Source organism: Rothia sp. P6271 (assembly GCF_048512995.1).
GTDB lineage: Bacteria > Actinomycetota > Actinomycetes > Actinomycetales > Micrococcaceae > Rothia.
In genome coordinates this window covers 116,865-132,127 of record NZ_JBLXXV010000004.1, presented here as the reverse complement: position 1 = coordinate 132,127, position 15,263 = coordinate 116,865, and the positions used below count along the sequence as shown (strand labels likewise).

Annotated in this window: 14 protein-coding genes; 9 read left to right on the top strand and 5 right to left on the bottom strand. The window is 45.6% G+C overall.

Annotated elements, in window-relative coordinates; genetic code table 11:
* Nucleotides 1–128 precede the first annotated feature (128 nt).
* The gene (locus ACN08X_RS05035; RefSeq protein ID WP_419108084.1) at nt 129–986 is read right to left on the bottom strand and encodes a PRD domain-containing protein; all 858 of its coding nucleotides are present in this window, start codon (nt 984–986) and stop codon (nt 129–131) included.
* 644 nt (nt 987–1,630) lie between these two features.
* Between ACN08X_RS05035 and ACN08X_RS05030 the strand changes: the two genes are divergently transcribed.
* The 4 genes from ACN08X_RS05030 to ACN08X_RS05015 all read left to right on the top strand — a co-directional run bounded on the left by ACN08X_RS05030 (nt 1,631) and on the right by ACN08X_RS05015 (nt 4,464).
* Entirely contained in the window at nt 1,631–2,938 is a 1,308-nt protein-coding gene (locus ACN08X_RS05030) for a carboxylesterase family protein (RefSeq protein ID WP_419108083.1), read from the top strand.
* Between the two features lie 15 nt (nt 2,939–2,953).
* Complete coding sequence (locus ACN08X_RS05025) at nt 2,954–3,373, top strand: fluoride efflux transporter FluC (protein ID WP_419101234.1); 420 nt, start codon at nt 2,954–2,956, stop codon at nt 3,371–3,373.
* Nucleotides 3,374–3,383: 10 nt separating this feature from the next.
* Nucleotides 3,384–3,758: a fluoride efflux transporter FluC gene (locus tag ACN08X_RS05020; RefSeq protein WP_419108082.1), complete on the top strand. Its 375-nt coding sequence runs from the start codon at nt 3,384–3,386 to the stop codon at nt 3,756–3,758.
* A 100-nt stretch (nt 3,759–3,858) separates the two neighbouring features.
* The gene (locus tag ACN08X_RS05015; RefSeq protein WP_419108081.1) at nt 3,859–4,464 is read left to right on the top strand and encodes a VanZ family protein; all 606 of its coding nucleotides are present in this window, start codon (nt 3,859–3,861) and stop codon (nt 4,462–4,464) included.
* 25 nt (nt 4,465–4,489) lie between these two features.
* On the opposite strand, the gene ACN08X_RS05010 is transcribed toward ACN08X_RS05015, so the two are convergent.
* The 3 genes from ACN08X_RS05010 to ACN08X_RS05000 form a co-directional block, all read right to left on the bottom strand.
* Nucleotides 4,490–5,731, bottom strand: a complete 1,242-nt coding sequence (locus tag ACN08X_RS05010) for an acetylornithine deacetylase (RefSeq protein ID WP_419108080.1) — start codon at nt 5,729–5,731, stop codon at nt 4,490–4,492.
* 97 nt (nt 5,732–5,828) lie between these two features.
* The gene (locus tag ACN08X_RS05005) at nt 5,829–6,368 is read right to left on the bottom strand and encodes a flavin reductase family protein (RefSeq protein ID WP_419105844.1); all 540 of its coding nucleotides are present in this window, start codon (nt 6,366–6,368) and stop codon (nt 5,829–5,831) included.
* 334 nt (nt 6,369–6,702) lie between these two features.
* Nucleotides 6,703–8,367: an alpha-keto acid decarboxylase family protein gene (locus ACN08X_RS05000; RefSeq protein WP_419108079.1), complete on the bottom strand. Its 1,665-nt coding sequence runs from the start codon at nt 8,365–8,367 to the stop codon at nt 6,703–6,705.
* Between the two features lie 229 nt (nt 8,368–8,596).
* Here ACN08X_RS05000 and ACN08X_RS04995 point away from each other — a divergent pair, with 229 nt between their 5' ends.
* The 5 genes from ACN08X_RS04995 to ACN08X_RS04975 all read left to right on the top strand — a co-directional run bounded on the left by ACN08X_RS04995 (nt 8,597) and on the right by ACN08X_RS04975 (nt 14,244).
* Nucleotides 8,597–10,693 (top strand): DUF6541 family protein, encoded by a 2,097-nt coding sequence (locus tag ACN08X_RS04995; protein WP_419108078.1) that lies wholly within the window; start codon nt 8,597–8,599, stop codon nt 10,691–10,693.
* Between the two features lie 139 nt (nt 10,694–10,832).
* Entirely contained in the window at nt 10,833–11,531 is a 699-nt protein-coding gene (locus tag ACN08X_RS04990) for a glycosyltransferase family 2 protein (RefSeq protein WP_419108085.1), read from the top strand.
* Nucleotides 11,531–11,962 (top strand): DUF2304 domain-containing protein, encoded by a 432-nt coding sequence (locus ACN08X_RS04985; protein ID WP_419105841.1) that lies wholly within the window; start codon nt 11,531–11,533, stop codon nt 11,960–11,962. Before ACN08X_RS04990 ends, ACN08X_RS04985 begins: the two co-directional genes overlap by 1 nt.
* Nucleotides 11,959–12,837 (top strand): glycosyltransferase family 2 protein, encoded by an 879-nt coding sequence (locus ACN08X_RS04980; RefSeq protein ID WP_419101226.1) that lies wholly within the window; start codon nt 11,959–11,961, stop codon nt 12,835–12,837. Before ACN08X_RS04985 ends, ACN08X_RS04980 begins: the two co-directional genes overlap by 4 nt.
* An 87-nt stretch (nt 12,838–12,924) precedes the next feature.
* Nucleotides 12,925–14,244 (top strand): hypothetical protein, encoded by a 1,320-nt coding sequence (locus tag ACN08X_RS04975; protein WP_419108077.1) that lies wholly within the window; start codon nt 12,925–12,927, stop codon nt 14,242–14,244.
* Here the strand turns inward: ACN08X_RS04975 and ACN08X_RS04970 are convergent.
* Nucleotides 14,241–15,236, bottom strand: a complete 996-nt coding sequence (locus ACN08X_RS04970; protein WP_419105839.1) for a glycosyltransferase family 2 protein — start codon at nt 15,234–15,236, stop codon at nt 14,241–14,243. The two genes, ACN08X_RS04975 and ACN08X_RS04970, sit on opposite strands and share 4 nt — an antisense overlap.
* Nucleotides 15,237–15,263: the final 27 nt, after the last annotated feature.

Genomic DNA, 15,263 nt, shown 5'->3' with positions numbered 1-15,263 from the left:
GGAATCTTTACGTTCTATGGGTTTCGTCTGAAGAGGATAGTGTTGCTATTGACTTCTTAAGAACTTCTCTATTGATAAAACAGGAAAGTTGTTTATTCTAAATTCCACTAAGGCCGTTTAGATAATTACTAACTATCAAGGGTTAAATCTTTTGCTAAACGAGCAATATGAATAGTCAAGTAGGTTAACTCGTCATCCGTTAACTCTTGGTCTAATTGCATTTCAAGTAGTAGACGGACTTTTTTTGCGCACGAGAAAGCTTGAGGATAACTTGTCTTGACTGCTTCAAAAATAGCTGGAGTTGTTGGATCTTGTTGTAAGGGATATTTACCTTGTTGAGAACGAACAAAAAGATATCTTAAATGAGTGATAAAACGGACAACGCTCATAGAAGATTGATCAATTTTTTGTTCGTATGCGGAGGAAATCACATCAAAAATTTGGGAAAAAATTTCAGTCATGCGGAATGTTGTAGACATATCCGCTGTCGTTAATTGAGAATTGACCAGATGTAACGCTAAAGGAATGGCTTCTGCATCAGCTAGCGTTACACCTAAACGTTCTTCTACTAATGCAATTGCTTTCTTTCCGAATTCCACTTCTTGAGGATATAACTGATTCACTTCAAGAGTTAGTGGGTAATCAGCATCAATGCCTTCCCTTGCTCGGATGATCGCAAAGTTAAGGTGATCTGCCAGCGGGATAATAAAAGAATGGGAAAGGGATATATCGCTATTCTCGCGAACAGAAGCCTCTAATTCGGTGGCAAGAGCAAGAATCTCTGAAGGAATCTCTGAAAGAGACCATGTAAGCCTCTCATCAGATGTGCTCTGCTCAGGAACAAAAGTTTGTTCAACCTTGGTGGGGTCAAGGAGATCGCCTTTGCGTTTACCAAAAGCTAAACCTCTGCCAATAACGACAGTCTCTACTCCGGAATGATTCATAGCGAGGGCAACATTGTTGTTGTAGATTCGAGAAATCCGCACAATGCCCTCCTTAACTAAAGCACCTATGAAGCGTACATGTCTTCTCTATTTTAGGTGATATATCGATGAAGAGGGGGTTTGACCGCTATCATCCCTAGAAGTTTTGGGCTCGAGGGAGTTTTTCTTTGTGATAAAAGGTGGTCGAAGATATAGAAAGACTCGTGCCGGGGGGAACCACAACCACCGACACGAGCCAGTCTAAATGAAACGTACGCATCTCGAGTTTGCATTAGTACGAATCAGTCTCGCGGGTGCACCCTTTCGGGTGCAATATAGTTGACAACACAATAACTATACCTATTTATTGAGCAATGATGCAAGTGTTATTAGATAATTTTTTAGTGCAGTACCCGTGGGTAACATAGTCAGATAAACCTTTAGTGTAGCAGAGCTTACTAATACATTATATTTACTAGTCAATAGCTTGTTGTTCAACTTTTCTGAACAGTTATTGACCACCCAGAGGTCATATCAATAAAAAGATAAGTCCCATTTATATATAAACCAGATAACAAAAATATCTGACGATAAAGCAGATAACCATGCTGATGCGACACCAACACAGTGCACCACCGAACACCGCTCCAACAAACTACACTAAAAAGAGCAGGTAAAACTCCTTCAAAACCTCAGAAAGACACCCCATGAAACTCATCAACACTCCAGCCGGAACCATCCACGCCATAGAAGATGAGAACACCATCAAAGCATGCGGAATCCCTTACGCTCGAGCCAAGCGATTCAAAGCACCATACCCCGTACGTTTAGACGCCTTTGAACAACCGTACACAGCAGACCGCCCAGCCCCCGCCGCACCACAAAAACTCCGCGGAACACAAGCAGACATACGACAATCAACACTTATCAGTGAAGACTGTCAAAACCTGTCCATCCTCGCCCCAGCCACAATAAAAGACCCCAAAAAACCCGTCATGGTTTACCTCCACGGAGGCTCATATGTCGTCGGCTCAGGAGACGGAAAACGATACAACGCACACAAACTCGTCACAGAACAAAACCTCATCGTCGTCACCGTAACCTACAGGCTAGGAATACTAGGATTCCTCGGAGGAACACCACAAAGACCAGCTAACCTAGGACTCCTCGACGTCAGAGAAGCACTCCGATGGGTCAAAGAAAACATTAGCGCCTTCGGAGGAGACCCCAACAATATCACCGTCTTCGGACAATCAGCAGGAGCAGACCTTGCAACACAACTGATGATTACCGAAAACGTCATCGAAGAAGGACTACTCCACCGTGTTATTGCACAAAGTGCACCTTTAGACATGGTCAACCATAAAGAAAAAATGCCAGCAGCAATGCTCAAAAAAATTGCACACATCCCAGAAGACGCTCCAGCTGAAACCTACGCTGAACTCTCCTGGAAAATGATAAGCCTCAACCCCCTTAAATTCGGCTTATATCCTTCGATGATGCCATTTGGAACACAATATGGGTACTATCCACTACCATCCCCAGAACACGTAGAACAAGCATGGAAAAAAGCTGCACCCCACGTACAAGTACTCCTTGGAAATAACGAACGAGAAGCCGCCTACTTTACACCCGCCACACAATACCTCACATCCATCAGCAACTCACAACCCCTCGAAAAAATCATCAAAAAAACCACCTACGATATTTACGAAAAACCAGCAAAAACCTTTGCTCAAAGACACCAACAAGCAGGCGGAAAAGCAACCCGATACACCCTAAAAGTTGGTCACCCATTGCACCGTCTACGCTCATCACATGGATCAGAACTTTCGCTCCTCTTTGACAACCCCGCCTGGGAAAATTCTAAAATGCTTGCTGGAATGCACCACTACGAAAGAACTCAACAAGGAAAAGCGCTCCGCACCATCTGGGCGGAATTTGCACGAACTGGCACAATATGCACCGAGCTAAAAGACTTAGCGCAGATACAGTTTTTCTTTGAAGAAAAATAAAGGACATTAGATACCGTGAAACTATCGGACATTCCACAAGGCCTACTCGTCTTCTTAGGTGGCGGAACTGGCGCAACACTACGTTGGCTACTGAGCGTCATATTAGCCGTAGACACCGCAACCCAAGTATGGATTATCAACCTCATCGGAGCATTCCTACTAGGCTTCTTTCTCAGCTTCCTCTCCGCCTCAGGGGAAGATAACGAGCACCGTCAAGCCCTACGCCTACTCATCGGCACCGGACTCATGGGAGGATTCACCACATACTCCTCATTCTCCGTAGAAACCATCAAACTAGCACAACAAAATCTCTGGGGAGGCTTCGCCCTCAGCATAGGGGCAACACTCACCCTCGGACTCCTCTGTTGCTGGTTCGGAACCCACCTCGGCTCATACGCCGGAACTCAATACCGCACAAAAACCTCAAACCAATAAGAAAAATCTCATGAACTACGCACTTATAATCGGCATCTTCATTGCCGGCGGAACCGGCGCTTGGGCACGTTTCACCTGCGACCAATTCGTCAAAAAACTATGGAAAAAACATATCCCTCTGGGCACGTTCATCATCAACATCATAGGATCTTTCCTCCTCGGACTATTAGCCGGAACCATTGCATCAAAAACCATCACCGACACATGGATCATCACCATTATCGGTGCGGGATTCCTCGGAGGATTTACCACATTCTCCAGCGCAATGGTTGAAGTCGTAACTCACCTACAAATCAAACAACACCACGCCGTCTACTTCCTTCTCCTCATCCAACCCTTACTAGCACTAACCTGCGCTGCACTGGGATTTACCATCACCAGCTAACATCACCACAAAAAACTTGCTACCTTTTAACGGCACCACACAACAACACCTCACAGATACAACGAAACCCCAAACCTAACACCACGAGGCTAACTCAACCATGCTCGCTGTACACTTCCTCGCCATAGAACAAGCCTTCTACTTATGGGGTGTCTCCTATGCCATCATCAGCATCATCCTTCTAACACTATGGAGCATGAAAAAAATAACCTTTAGCCTACGATGGATTCTCTACACACCCATCATCCTGCTCTATTTTTGTGGCGTCATTGCAGTCACAATGCTGCCCCTACCAAACCCTGAAGAATATACCCACATTTGCTTTGAGAACCCCTACTACCCACGATTCATCCTCGGATGGAGCCTACAATTTGCCATTCGTGATTTCTCCTCCATGGGAATAGGAGCAATACTTACCAGCAGCTACATCAAAGGACTCATCCTCAACGTCGCACTTTTCTTACCAGCCGGTATCTTCCTCGCACTCCTTGCAAAAACAACGTGGAAAACAACACTCTTCGCAAGCTTCGGGCTATCAATGCTCATAGAACTCACACAACTAACTGGCATCTGGGGATACTATCCTTGCGCATACCGCACCTTCGACGCAGAAGACCTGCTAACCAACACCATCGGAGCCATGATTGGATGGTCCATTATCGAACTACTCCGGCATACCACACACCAACAACCAACCAAAAACTAAACGGACAAGGTCTACACCAAACAACCTACTCAACTGGGCGCGAAGAATACTGCACAACACGAAGCATAAACTGCTCACACAAACGAATTTGCGAAAGATCAATCCACTCATTAGGAGTATGAGCCTGAGCAATATCACCCGGACCAATAATGACAGCGCTAATACCAGCCTGTTGAAACTGGCCAGCTTCCGTACCATACGTAACACGAACTAAATCAGTATGATCGTCATACTCTTGACCAACCCACTCAAACCCTAAAGAAACCAGTGGATGATCCTCTGGGGTATCTAGCCCCGGAACCGCCGCAATCAACTCATGATTCACCGAAACCTGAGAAGACAAAGAACCTTCTGGCACACCCGATAGACGTTCTGCACGCTGGGCTTTTTGTATCATCCTCGGAAGAATATCATTGAAAAGTTTATCCTCAACCGATGCAATAACTTCTTCACGGTTCGTTGCAGGAATCGTGCGGAAATCATATTCCACCACAACGTTCTCTCCCACAATGTTGTACTGCAAACCACCCTGCACAAAATTTGCACCCGCAGTAGAAGTCGGAGTCACAAAACCCTCGTCAAAAGGCCCATCTTCGAGCCACTGCTGCGCCAACTGCTCAATAAACATAATGAACTCGGCGGCCGAAGCAACAGCATTGACCCCATGAGGAGCCAACGATGCATGTTTAGCGATGCCATGAAAAGTAGCACGACCACGATGAGCCGACTTATGCGCCACAATAACCTGCATTGAAGACGGCTCACCAACTACCGCATACTCAGGGCGAACACCACGTTCTGCAAGCTCCGCAATCATACGAGGGGCACCCAAACACCCAATTTCCTCATCATACGAGAACGCAAAATGTAAAGGCTTCACTAAACGTTGCTGATCAATCCGTTCAAGAAGCCACAACGCTACCCCGATAAAAGACTTCATATCAGCAACACCACGACCATAAAGGCGATCGCCTACTACCGTCGCGCAGAACGGGTCAGTATCCCAATGCTGTCCTTGAACAGGAACCACATCGGTATGAGCGCTAAGAACAACACCACCTTGGCACGTTCCATCTGCTGCAGGAATCGTGACATACATATTGGCGCGCTCGCCATCATCGCTATAGGTATACCACGGGGTATAACCGTATTTGAGAAATTCTTGCGCAATGAGCTCTAAAAGGACGGCATTAGAAGTTTCAGAAATCGTAGGAATCGCAATAACTTTTTGAATCCAAGGCAACGAATCGGGAAGTGTTGACATCATGAGTCCTCAATCAATTGGTGGTCTGTGTATATCCAGTCTAAAAGGAATTCAGAAATAGTTTTCTAAACTTCTCTGAAAATATGTGTGCGAGGCAGGACTATATTTCGTAAAAGTCGCCTAAGCGGTGGAACTTACGGGCGTGATACACCACCGGCGTCATTGTTGTAGTGTCATGACGAATAAAATCTGTGACGGTTGCAGTTAAAACAACCGCTGGGTCTGCCTCAATTTTCTGAAGAGGTTTCACTCTTAGAACACGGTTAAACCCCTGCAAAAGAGGTTCACCCGTGGGGAGAGTGTCCCACGTTGTTCTATCCTCAAACTTGGGGTATCTGCTAGTTGCAAATTTCTTCGCAACCTCAACATTCTCCCCACTAACTAAATGAATGAGAAAGGACTCCGAATCGACGATTCTAGCTGCAGAACCGGTTCTATTCTGAAAAGAAAAAGCAACAATAGGAGGTGTTGCTGACACCGAAGAAAGAGAAGAAATAGTCAGCCCAGCTGGAAACCCCTGCTGATCTTGTGCCGTAATGATGGCAACTGCTGCTGCCTGAGCTCCAAAACACTCACAAAAAAGTTCTGCTGGAGTCTTTGAAGAAAATACGTGCGATGTAGGTGCTAACTGTGTGCTCATGGCTATCAATCTTTCTTTTGCGGCTGCAAGGTGATACGGGTAAGCCTAAAGGCACAAAGCAGAATGCGCGAGGTTATGTCGTTTTGTGTAAATGAGGGCGTTCTATGACGAATATGACGAGGGTGTAACGTCATATTGCTAGTGCGTCATATGAATCGTCTAGAGAAGTATCCATCCTAAATTTTTTTGTAATTACATACTAAAACCGCATATCTGCAACGGCAGAAAACAAGGTTTCACTCAGGAACACTCTCTTAACAGTTCAGGCCTGCTATCTGCGCACAGATAGCAGGCCTGAACTGTATACAAGAAAAATAATGTATTTGATTAGTATTTATGCCTTTTTGTGCATTTCTTCAACGAGTGCACCAAAGTCTCTCAATAACTGAGGCATATCATTCTTATCGGTCGCAACCTCAACAAAAACCAATCGATCTCGAACCTCGCGTGCCACCGTACATGCGTGAACAAGCTCCTCAGAGGTCGTCGCCTTCAAAATGATGGAATTCTCTTCCGTTGCCCCAAAACCTTCTGGAATCTTCTGCCAGTTATAAGCAGTAATATCGTTATATTGAGCCTCTGGCCCATGAATAGAACGCTCAATCGTATAACCCTCATTATTGACAACGAAGATAACAGGATTAAGATTCTCACGAATAATAGTTCCCAACTCCTGAATCGTTAACTGAGCAGAACCATCACCGACGAGAAGAACACCTCGCGAATCACGGTCAGCCATCGCCGCACCTAATAATGCAGGAATCGAATAGCCAATAGAGCCCCACAATGGCATGCCAATAAAACGAGAATCTTCAGGGAACTTCTGATGAGCCATACCGAAGAACGACGTGCCCATATCAACAACCACAGTGTTCTTTGTGTCCAAATGCTGAGGAAGAAGAGACCATAACTGGTGCTGAGTCAAAGGCTCAGAATTTACCTCCACCGAACTATCAGAGGCAAGAATCGACGAAAAATCTGCTGGTAAAGCACCAACCTCCGTAGCAACTTCACGAATAATATTCAAAGCATCAGCAATAGTTAGCGGGGCAAATACAGCACCAGCAACAGTCGCTCCCTGCGCACCTAAATCAATCACCCGAGAAGAGTCAATTTGCTGAGAAAAATGCGCTGAAGTCATATCGGTAAATTCCACACCTGAACAGATGAGAACCTCAGCTTCCTCAACAACACGACGAGTATTCTCGTCAGACAGCGCACCAATGTAAATGCCAGCATAATTCGGCAACGTCTCATCAATCATTGCCTTACCCCACAGAATAGACGCAAAAGGGAATCCTGTGGAGGTTACAAGAGCGTTAAGCTCACTGACTGCACCAAGACGCTCTGTCATAATATCGGCAAGAACAGCAGTTTTCTTGCCACGTATAAAATCTCTCACTGCATGACGGAACTGATCTTCAACCTCAGGATCAGAAAGACGCAAATTCACATCAAGAGGGGTACTGGGAGCGCTTGCTGGAACACGAGCAACATCCACAGGAACCATGAGATAACCAGGCTTACGGTGAACGATAGCTTCGCGTAAAACACGATCAATATCGCTCGTTGCAGTCGCTCTATCTAGAACAGCTACCGAATAATTCACTTCTCTAGCCATGCGCACAAAATGGTTAAAATCCCCATCGCCTAAGGTGTGGTGCATACGTCCATGCTGTTGCTGAGCCGTTGTGCCCGGCGCTCCAACAATATGAATAACGGGAACATTCTCGGCATAAGAGCCAGCCGTCGCATTAATGGCAGATAACTCCCCAACACCGTAGGTGGTGCATAAAACACCTAAACCACGTACGCGAGCATACCCGTCGGCAGCGTACCCAGCGTTAAGTTCATTAGCGTTACCAACCCACGAAAGTTTTTCGTGTTCAAGGACATGATCCAGAAAATGTAAATTGAAATCTCCTGGAACACCAAAGATATCGGTGACACCCAATTCGACTAGTCGATCAAGCAGATAATGACCTACGGTATAAGACATCAGAATAAACTCCTAAACCTAAAATAAAGTGTGGTAACGCATATCGCTTCTAACGATAGCGGTCATACCTCCGATAAACCACCTGCTTTCCGAGAAAGAACTCGCAAATAACACGAGAAAACAGTGTGTTTTGCCTCAGAATCTAAGGCTTTTGTCTTTTCCGCAATAACGAACAGAATGCATATTGTAGGCTGTATAAACAGCTCATTAATAACGCACAGCAAGGAGAATGCAAACTATGGTCTGGCTGGTTACTGCAGTGCCATTTCTCATAGGAATAGCGCTTATTCTGCTACCAGGTCTTTTTGTTACCTCTGCACTGCGTCTTCGTGGTATCGATGCGATAGCTATCGCGCCTTCTGTCTCGATTGCACTCATTACCATTAGCGCAATGATTGCGCCGCTTATAGGACTGCCTTGGAACGTTGGCATTCCCTTAGGCTTTTCCTTGCTGGTAGCTTTTACCCTTGGCGTTATCTATGCTCTTATCCGCTATCTTCGATGCGAAGACTTCCCTGCAACAGTGCGAAGCAAACGAGCCTTGACTATAACCAAAGGTGCTGGCATTACAGCGCCAGCACTTACACTGCAACGGTGGATTAGTAAAGAACAAGCGCTCTACTGGGGTAGCTTCCTGATAGGGGCGCTATTACTTCTGCGGAATACTAAAAATGCTATTGGGCGTCCCGAATGGATTTCGCAAACTTTTGATAATAACTTTCACCTGAACGCTATTCGCTATATAGAACAAACCCAGAACGGGTCGTCTCTATCTATTGCGGGGATGACTTCTGGAGACGGTGACGTATTTTTCTACCCTGCTGCATGGCACGATGTTGTCTCACTGATTTTCCAGCTTTCTGGAACAACCATACCCATCGCAACTAATACGATGGCATTGGTGACTTGTGCAATTATCTGGCCACTGAACCTCGTGATGCTCATGAGGAGCATATATCGTTTTAACGCTGCAGCGGTCATGAGCGTTGGTGCTCTTGGTGCAGCTTTTACCGCGTACCCTGTATTACTCCTAAATTTTGGTGTGCTCTACCCCAATCTTCTGGGAATAGCTCTTATTCCTTCGGGTCTTGCTCTAATTATTCAAATACTGCGTATTACAGGAATACGTCTGCTGAACACCGCTCAGAGCCTGCTATTAGGCATTTTCTGTGCGTTAGGAATTGCACTATCACACCCAAACGCGATTATGTCACTCTTTGTGATTGCGTTGCCATTAGTACTTGTGCGGATGGTTTTGCAAATAATTCGTTTATCAAAGGGTGCACTGAGCAGATGGGTTTTCTGCGTGCAAATGGCATCTTTAGGCGCTGTTCTTGCAGTCGTTAATATCCTGTGGGGGATAGTGCGTCCCTCTAAAGAAGCTGGAGAAATCTGGGGCCCTCATATTAGTCAAGCTCAAGGTTATGGAGAAGCCTTAACGAACGCCGAGATTAATAACATCCCTCAATGGTTTATCACGATTATATTTCTCGTAGGAATCTACGCGCTGTTGCGCCGCAAAGACCGGAATCTGTGGCTTCTTCTGTCGTGGTCTTTTGTCGCATTTTTCTATAGTGCTGCACGATCTCTCCCCTGGGACCAAGACCGTTACTGGGTTGTTGGCATCTGGTATCACGACTCTTACCGATTAGCAGCACTCTTGCCTATTGTTGTGATCCCCATTGCTGTATGGGGTATTCAATACATGACACAGAACTTCTACCAGAGTGTTCTATGGTCTAAATTGATACACGTTCTAGAAAACGCTATAAAGAACACGTCACGACGGAAAGAAACTCTAGAATCTCAAGCTCGTATCGTATCGACAGCAGTAGTTCTATGTGCTGTTATTTATGGCGGGCAAACTGCTCAAGCTCTTACCCGTCAGATTGAAGACAGTTTCTGGTTCTACGCGCCTACTCACGATTCTCGACTGCTGACGACTGATGAAATAGAAATTCTTAAAACCTTGGACGACTATGTTCCAGCAGATAACGAAATTATTGTGCAACCCTATACAGGCTCTGCTTTAGCCTATGCTTTAGCAGATCGAAAAGTTACCGCTTATCACACCATTTATGTTGAAGAGCCTGAGGTTAAATACATACAAGAACACCTCAATCAGGCTAAAGATGACCCGAAAGTGTGCCGTATTATTAAAAAAGATAGAATGAATTACTATCTTGACTTCGGAAAACAAGAAGTTAACGGTGACGATCATACGCATCGTTATCAAGGATTTGAGAATCTCAAGAACTCGGGAATACTCTCTGAAGTTCACCGTCAAGGTAATGCTATTCTCTATCGAGTCACTGCCTGTAACTAGCGGTATATGAGGGAAATGAACTGTTACACTGAGTAACGATTCACAGAGAACACCCCTCATTTCCATTGCACACACTGGGAGCAAATTTTTGACGAATACACCTTCATCTGATGTGACGCCTCAACGCGTCCTCGTCATCATGCCCGCTTGGAATGAAGAAACAACTATTGGGCAGAGTATTCGTGAACTACGCGAGACAGCGCCGTGGGTAGACCTCGTCGTGATCAACGATGGTTCTACTGATAAAACTAGTTCGATTGCAAAATCACATGGAGCGTTCGTTATAGATCTTCCCTTCAATATGGGTGTAGGTGCTGCCATGCGAACTGGTTATAAATATGCTCAACGCATGGGATACGATATCGCCTTGCAAATGGATTCTGATGGACAGCACCCACCAGAATATATTGATGTTCTTATCAAAGGACTAGAACAAGCTGACATTGTTATTGGTTCGCGTTTTCAAGGAAATAGTACGTATAAAGTTTCTGGTCCGAGAAAATGGGCGATGGGAATCCTATCTTTTATGTTCTCCCGTATTTCTGGAGAACAATTTACAGACGTTACTAGCGGGTTCCGTGCTGTGAATCGTAGAGGTATCGCTCAATATTGTGATTTCTTCCCTGCCGAATATCTTGGTGACACCATAGACTCTACGGTGATGGCGATTCGTTCGGGATGTAAAGTCATTCAGGTTCCGGTTCAGATGCGTGAGAGGCAGGGGGGAGAACCCTCTTCAGGGCCTCTCAAATCTGCTATTTATCTGATTCGTTCGTTCTTTGCTTTCGGTATCTCCATGACACGACGAAAAACAGAGCCAGCGGGAAAGGATAACTAATGCCATCTAACGTGTTCTTTTTATTTCTTTCTCTTGTTGTCTTCTTGATGGTGATTACTCAGGTGCGTAATCAGAAGATGAAAGAGAAATATGCGGCGTTATGGCTTGTTATCTCAGCCGTTATTATCGTCCTTGCGCTATTCCCCGATGTTCTTCTTCGCCTTGCAGAGTTTACAGGTGTGGTTGTGCCTGTGAACCTACTGTTTTTATTAGCAATTATGATGCTTATTGCGGTGTGTTTGCACTTGAGTTTTGAAGTGTCAAAATTATCAGATGAGACGAGAACCTTAGCAGAAGAAATAGCGATACTGAAAGCTACCGTAGATCAGGGTAGTCCTCAACAGGTGCAAGAACGCTACGCTTCAAAGAAAACAGCTCAGAGCACTTCTTCTAAGAAGTGCAACCTTAATAACTCACAGGAGAAAAAATGACGACCGTTGATGTGCTTTTCCCGTACTACGGTGATGTGGACTTTATGAAACAAGCGGTGCGTTCCGTTTTGGGTCAGACGAACCCTCATTGGCGTCTTGTTGTAGTTGATGACGGTTACCCCGATGACTCTATCCCTGGATGGTTTGAGTCCCTTAACGATGAACGTATTACCTATATGCGCAATGAAAAGAACCTCGGCGCAAACGGTAACTATACTAAGGCTCTGAGCTTTGTTGAAAATGAACTGGTAACGGTGATGGGAGCTGACGACGTGATGCTTCCAAACTATATTGATTGGTTCATTGAAGCTGCGCAGGAGCATCCTCAAGCTCAGATTTTTCAGCCTGGTTGTGTTGTGATTGATGAAAATAATGCATTGTCGAACACTTTAGTGGAGAAAACAAAAGCTTATTATCGACCTAACACTTCAACGGAGCTTTCTGGTGAAGAACTAGCTGTATCGATTCTTCGTGGCGATTGGTTGTACTTCCCCTCTCTTGGATGGCGTGCTGAGACTATTGTTGGTCTTGGGTTCCGAGAAGGGCTCAATGTTGTTCAAGATATGGCGTTAGTCCTTGATGTTGCGATGAGTGGTGGGTCGTTATACTACGACGAGGCTGTTGCTTTTATGTACCGTCGTCATAAGGCATCTGACTCTTCTTGGCGTGCTCTTGAAGGAACACGTTTTGATGAGGAGAGGACATATTTTGAGACCATTGCACAAGAGATGTCTGCTTTAGGTTGGAAGAAAGCAGCTATGGTTGCTCGTGTTCATTTCTCATCTCGTATGCATGCTTTGACGTTGTTGCCTCAGGCTACGATGGCGAAGAAATGGAATGGTGTGAAGAATCTTGTCAATCATCTGGTGAAGTAGAGATGATGTTATTGTGCCGGTAAGGTTTAAACCTTGCCGGCACTAGTATATATTCCTGATAAGTTATGAAAGTGTAGAGTGTTATCGGTGGTCAAACAACAATCAAAAGAACCTCCCACATCTACCGATCAACCTACCCCCCAAACATCTATTACGCGTAAGGAATCTAGCGCTATCCTCGGTGCGTCTGTTCTTTCTGCACTCTCAGCGTTCCTTGCTACAGTCATTGCAAAACATGCACTACCTAGCGCTGACGTACCAGAATTTTTAGTGTTTTGGGCGCTACTCTTTGGTATTTACGGAATCATTGGAGGTATTGCCTCAGAGGCCACCCGCGCTGTCGGAGCTGCTCAACTTAACCCACCTGCAACACCTGGCGCCCGCCCTGCTGTTATCGCTTTAGGGATAGGTCTTGGTGTTGCCATCATCGTGACGGCAACATCAGGTATCTGGATTCATTACTTTCTTTCTCAAGACCCCCAGTTTACTCTCGTCGCCATTGCGTTAGCTACGGTTCTATATGCTGTTCAGGTTGCTCTAAGCGGTAATGCTGCAGGCCAGAAAAAATGGTATCTTATGGCAACCATTAACGGCGGAGAGGCTACTTGGCGTTTCGTGAGCATGCTTGTTGTCGGTCTTCTTGCCGGATACCTTTGGGATCTTGAAGCTGCTGTTATCTCGCCAGCATTACTCTGGATAGTCCTTGCTATATGTTCTTCTCATGCCCGTTCTGCCTTAGGGGCCAGAGGCGATGTGCCTGCAAAAACGCTCACCATAAACACCCTTATCGCAATGGGATCAGCCGGCGCATCGGCTGCTCTTACCACAGGCTTCCCCCTCATGATGAAAGCCACTGAAGGAGCATCTTCTGGTACGCACTCAGATATGGTGCTAGGAGCGCTTATTTTGGCTATTTCGATTACTCGTTCACCTATTATGATTCCGCTCCAAGCTTTTCAAGGAGTGGCAATTTCTCTCTTTATCAAGCATCAACATCGTCCTCTTCAAGCCATCGCCCGACCTGCTGGTGCTCTTCTCGGGGTGGGGGCTATTGGTGCGATCGCAGCTTATCTGATAGGGCCGTTCCTCTTCTTGGCGATTTATCATCCCAAACCAGAAGAAACCGTGGCATACCAAGAAGTCGCCCAAGGACATATCCTCGCCCTGCTAACCTTTGCTTCAGCTATTATGGCGCTCTTAGTTCTTTCTGGAACACTTGTACTGGCAACAAACCTGCACCGAATCTATATCCTCGGGTGGATTGGGGCGGCGTGTATTTCCCTCGGGTTACTCTTCTTACCTTTGCCGCTTATGGTGAGAGTGCTGATATCGCTTTTTGTCGGCCCCCTCAGCGGATTTAGTATTCACCTCATTGGAGCATGGCTGAACGCACGCGTGAGTCGCTAAAGCCCATAGGTTCTCTTGACATAGGCGCGATACACTACCCGATACAACGGTGGGCATAATTTTAGTAAAGTGGCAGCCGCACAAAAAATAGGATTAATAGAAATAATCTGATAAATCTGTGACCACCGAATCAGTTGACGATTACGAGATAGAATTTCACGTCCCTGAGCAGTGTCATTAAAAATTGCTTGCTGTGAGCTATTAAGAAAAGTGATAATCCACGAAACATCGTAAGCCTTACGCCCCTGAACGGTGTTCAGACGTTCCCCTAATAGCTCTGCTTGAGCCTGCATGAGAGCTAAGCTTTCTTCTACAGGGGTAATACGTCCCCACGAAAGACCGGTCGACTCCATAAAATACTCATATTGGACTTCTGGAGTTGCTACAACCGTCTGAGCGTTAAGACATAATGCCAAGGTGACAAGGGCGTCTTCTCCACGATGAATATCTGGGCAGAAACGAACATTTTCAAAAAGAGAACTACGAATGATTTTGTCGCACAAATAAGGAGTGATTCTTCCACCTTGAAGAAGATGATAAGCGGCTTCTTGTCCTAGGAAAGTCTCTGTTGGTTGGGTTGGGCGTGGGGTAACGGAACCATCTGGTTTAGCAATAGCTAAAACACTGGTCACAATATCGGCATCATAGCGCTCCGTATAAGAATGCAAAGATTCTAAAAAATGCGGGCGATACGTATCATCTGAATCAAGAAAAGCAACCCATTGCCCCCGAATATGCTCCAGCCCCTGGTTGCGTGTTCGTGAAACCCCCTGATTCTGCGCATTATTGAAAAAACGTAGCCTTGGATCAGGATTGTGGTGAAGAAATTGTTCAATAACCTGCGCCGAATGATCAGTTGCTCCATCTACGAGTATCAGCAACTCAAAATCAGGGTCACTTTGAGCGAGCACCGATTGAATAGAAGATATAACACGTTCAGCAGTGTTATACACCGGCATAATGATGGATGTGCGAGGAGCAGAAAAGCTCATGCAAAAGTTCCTCACGGGTAGGAAACA

Coding starts and splice junctions, on each gene's coding strand:
- ACN08X_RS05000 (WP_419108079.1), bottom strand. CDS start 8,367: ATGTCTTATACCGTAGGTCATTATCTGCTTGATCGACTAGTCGAATTG.
- ACN08X_RS05005 (WP_419105844.1), bottom strand. CDS start 6,368: ATGAGCACACAGTTAGCACCTACATCGCACGTATTTTCTTCAAAGACT.
- ACN08X_RS05020 (WP_419108082.1), top strand. CDS start 3,384: ATGAACTACGCACTTATAATCGGCATCTTCATTGCCGGCGGAACCGGC.
- ACN08X_RS04995 (WP_419108078.1), top strand. CDS start 8,597: ATGCAAACTATGGTCTGGCTGGTTACTGCAGTGCCATTTCTCATAGGA.
- ACN08X_RS05015 (WP_419108081.1), top strand. CDS start 3,859: ATGCTCGCTGTACACTTCCTCGCCATAGAACAAGCCTTCTACTTATGG.
- ACN08X_RS05010 (WP_419108080.1), bottom strand. CDS start 5,731: ATGATGTCAACACTTCCCGATTCGTTGCCTTGGATTCAAAAAGTTATT.
- ACN08X_RS04970 (WP_419105839.1), bottom strand. CDS start 15,236: ATGAGCTTTTCTGCTCCTCGCACATCCATCATTATGCCGGTGTATAAC.
- ACN08X_RS04985 (WP_419105841.1), top strand. CDS start 11,531: ATGCCATCTAACGTGTTCTTTTTATTTCTTTCTCTTGTTGTCTTCTTG.
- ACN08X_RS04980 (WP_419101226.1), top strand. CDS start 11,959: ATGACGACCGTTGATGTGCTTTTCCCGTACTACGGTGATGTGGACTTT.
- ACN08X_RS05030 (WP_419108083.1), top strand. CDS start 1,631: ATGAAACTCATCAACACTCCAGCCGGAACCATCCACGCCATAGAAGAT.
- ACN08X_RS04990 (WP_419108085.1), top strand. CDS start 10,833: ATGCCCGCTTGGAATGAAGAAACAACTATTGGGCAGAGTATTCGTGAA.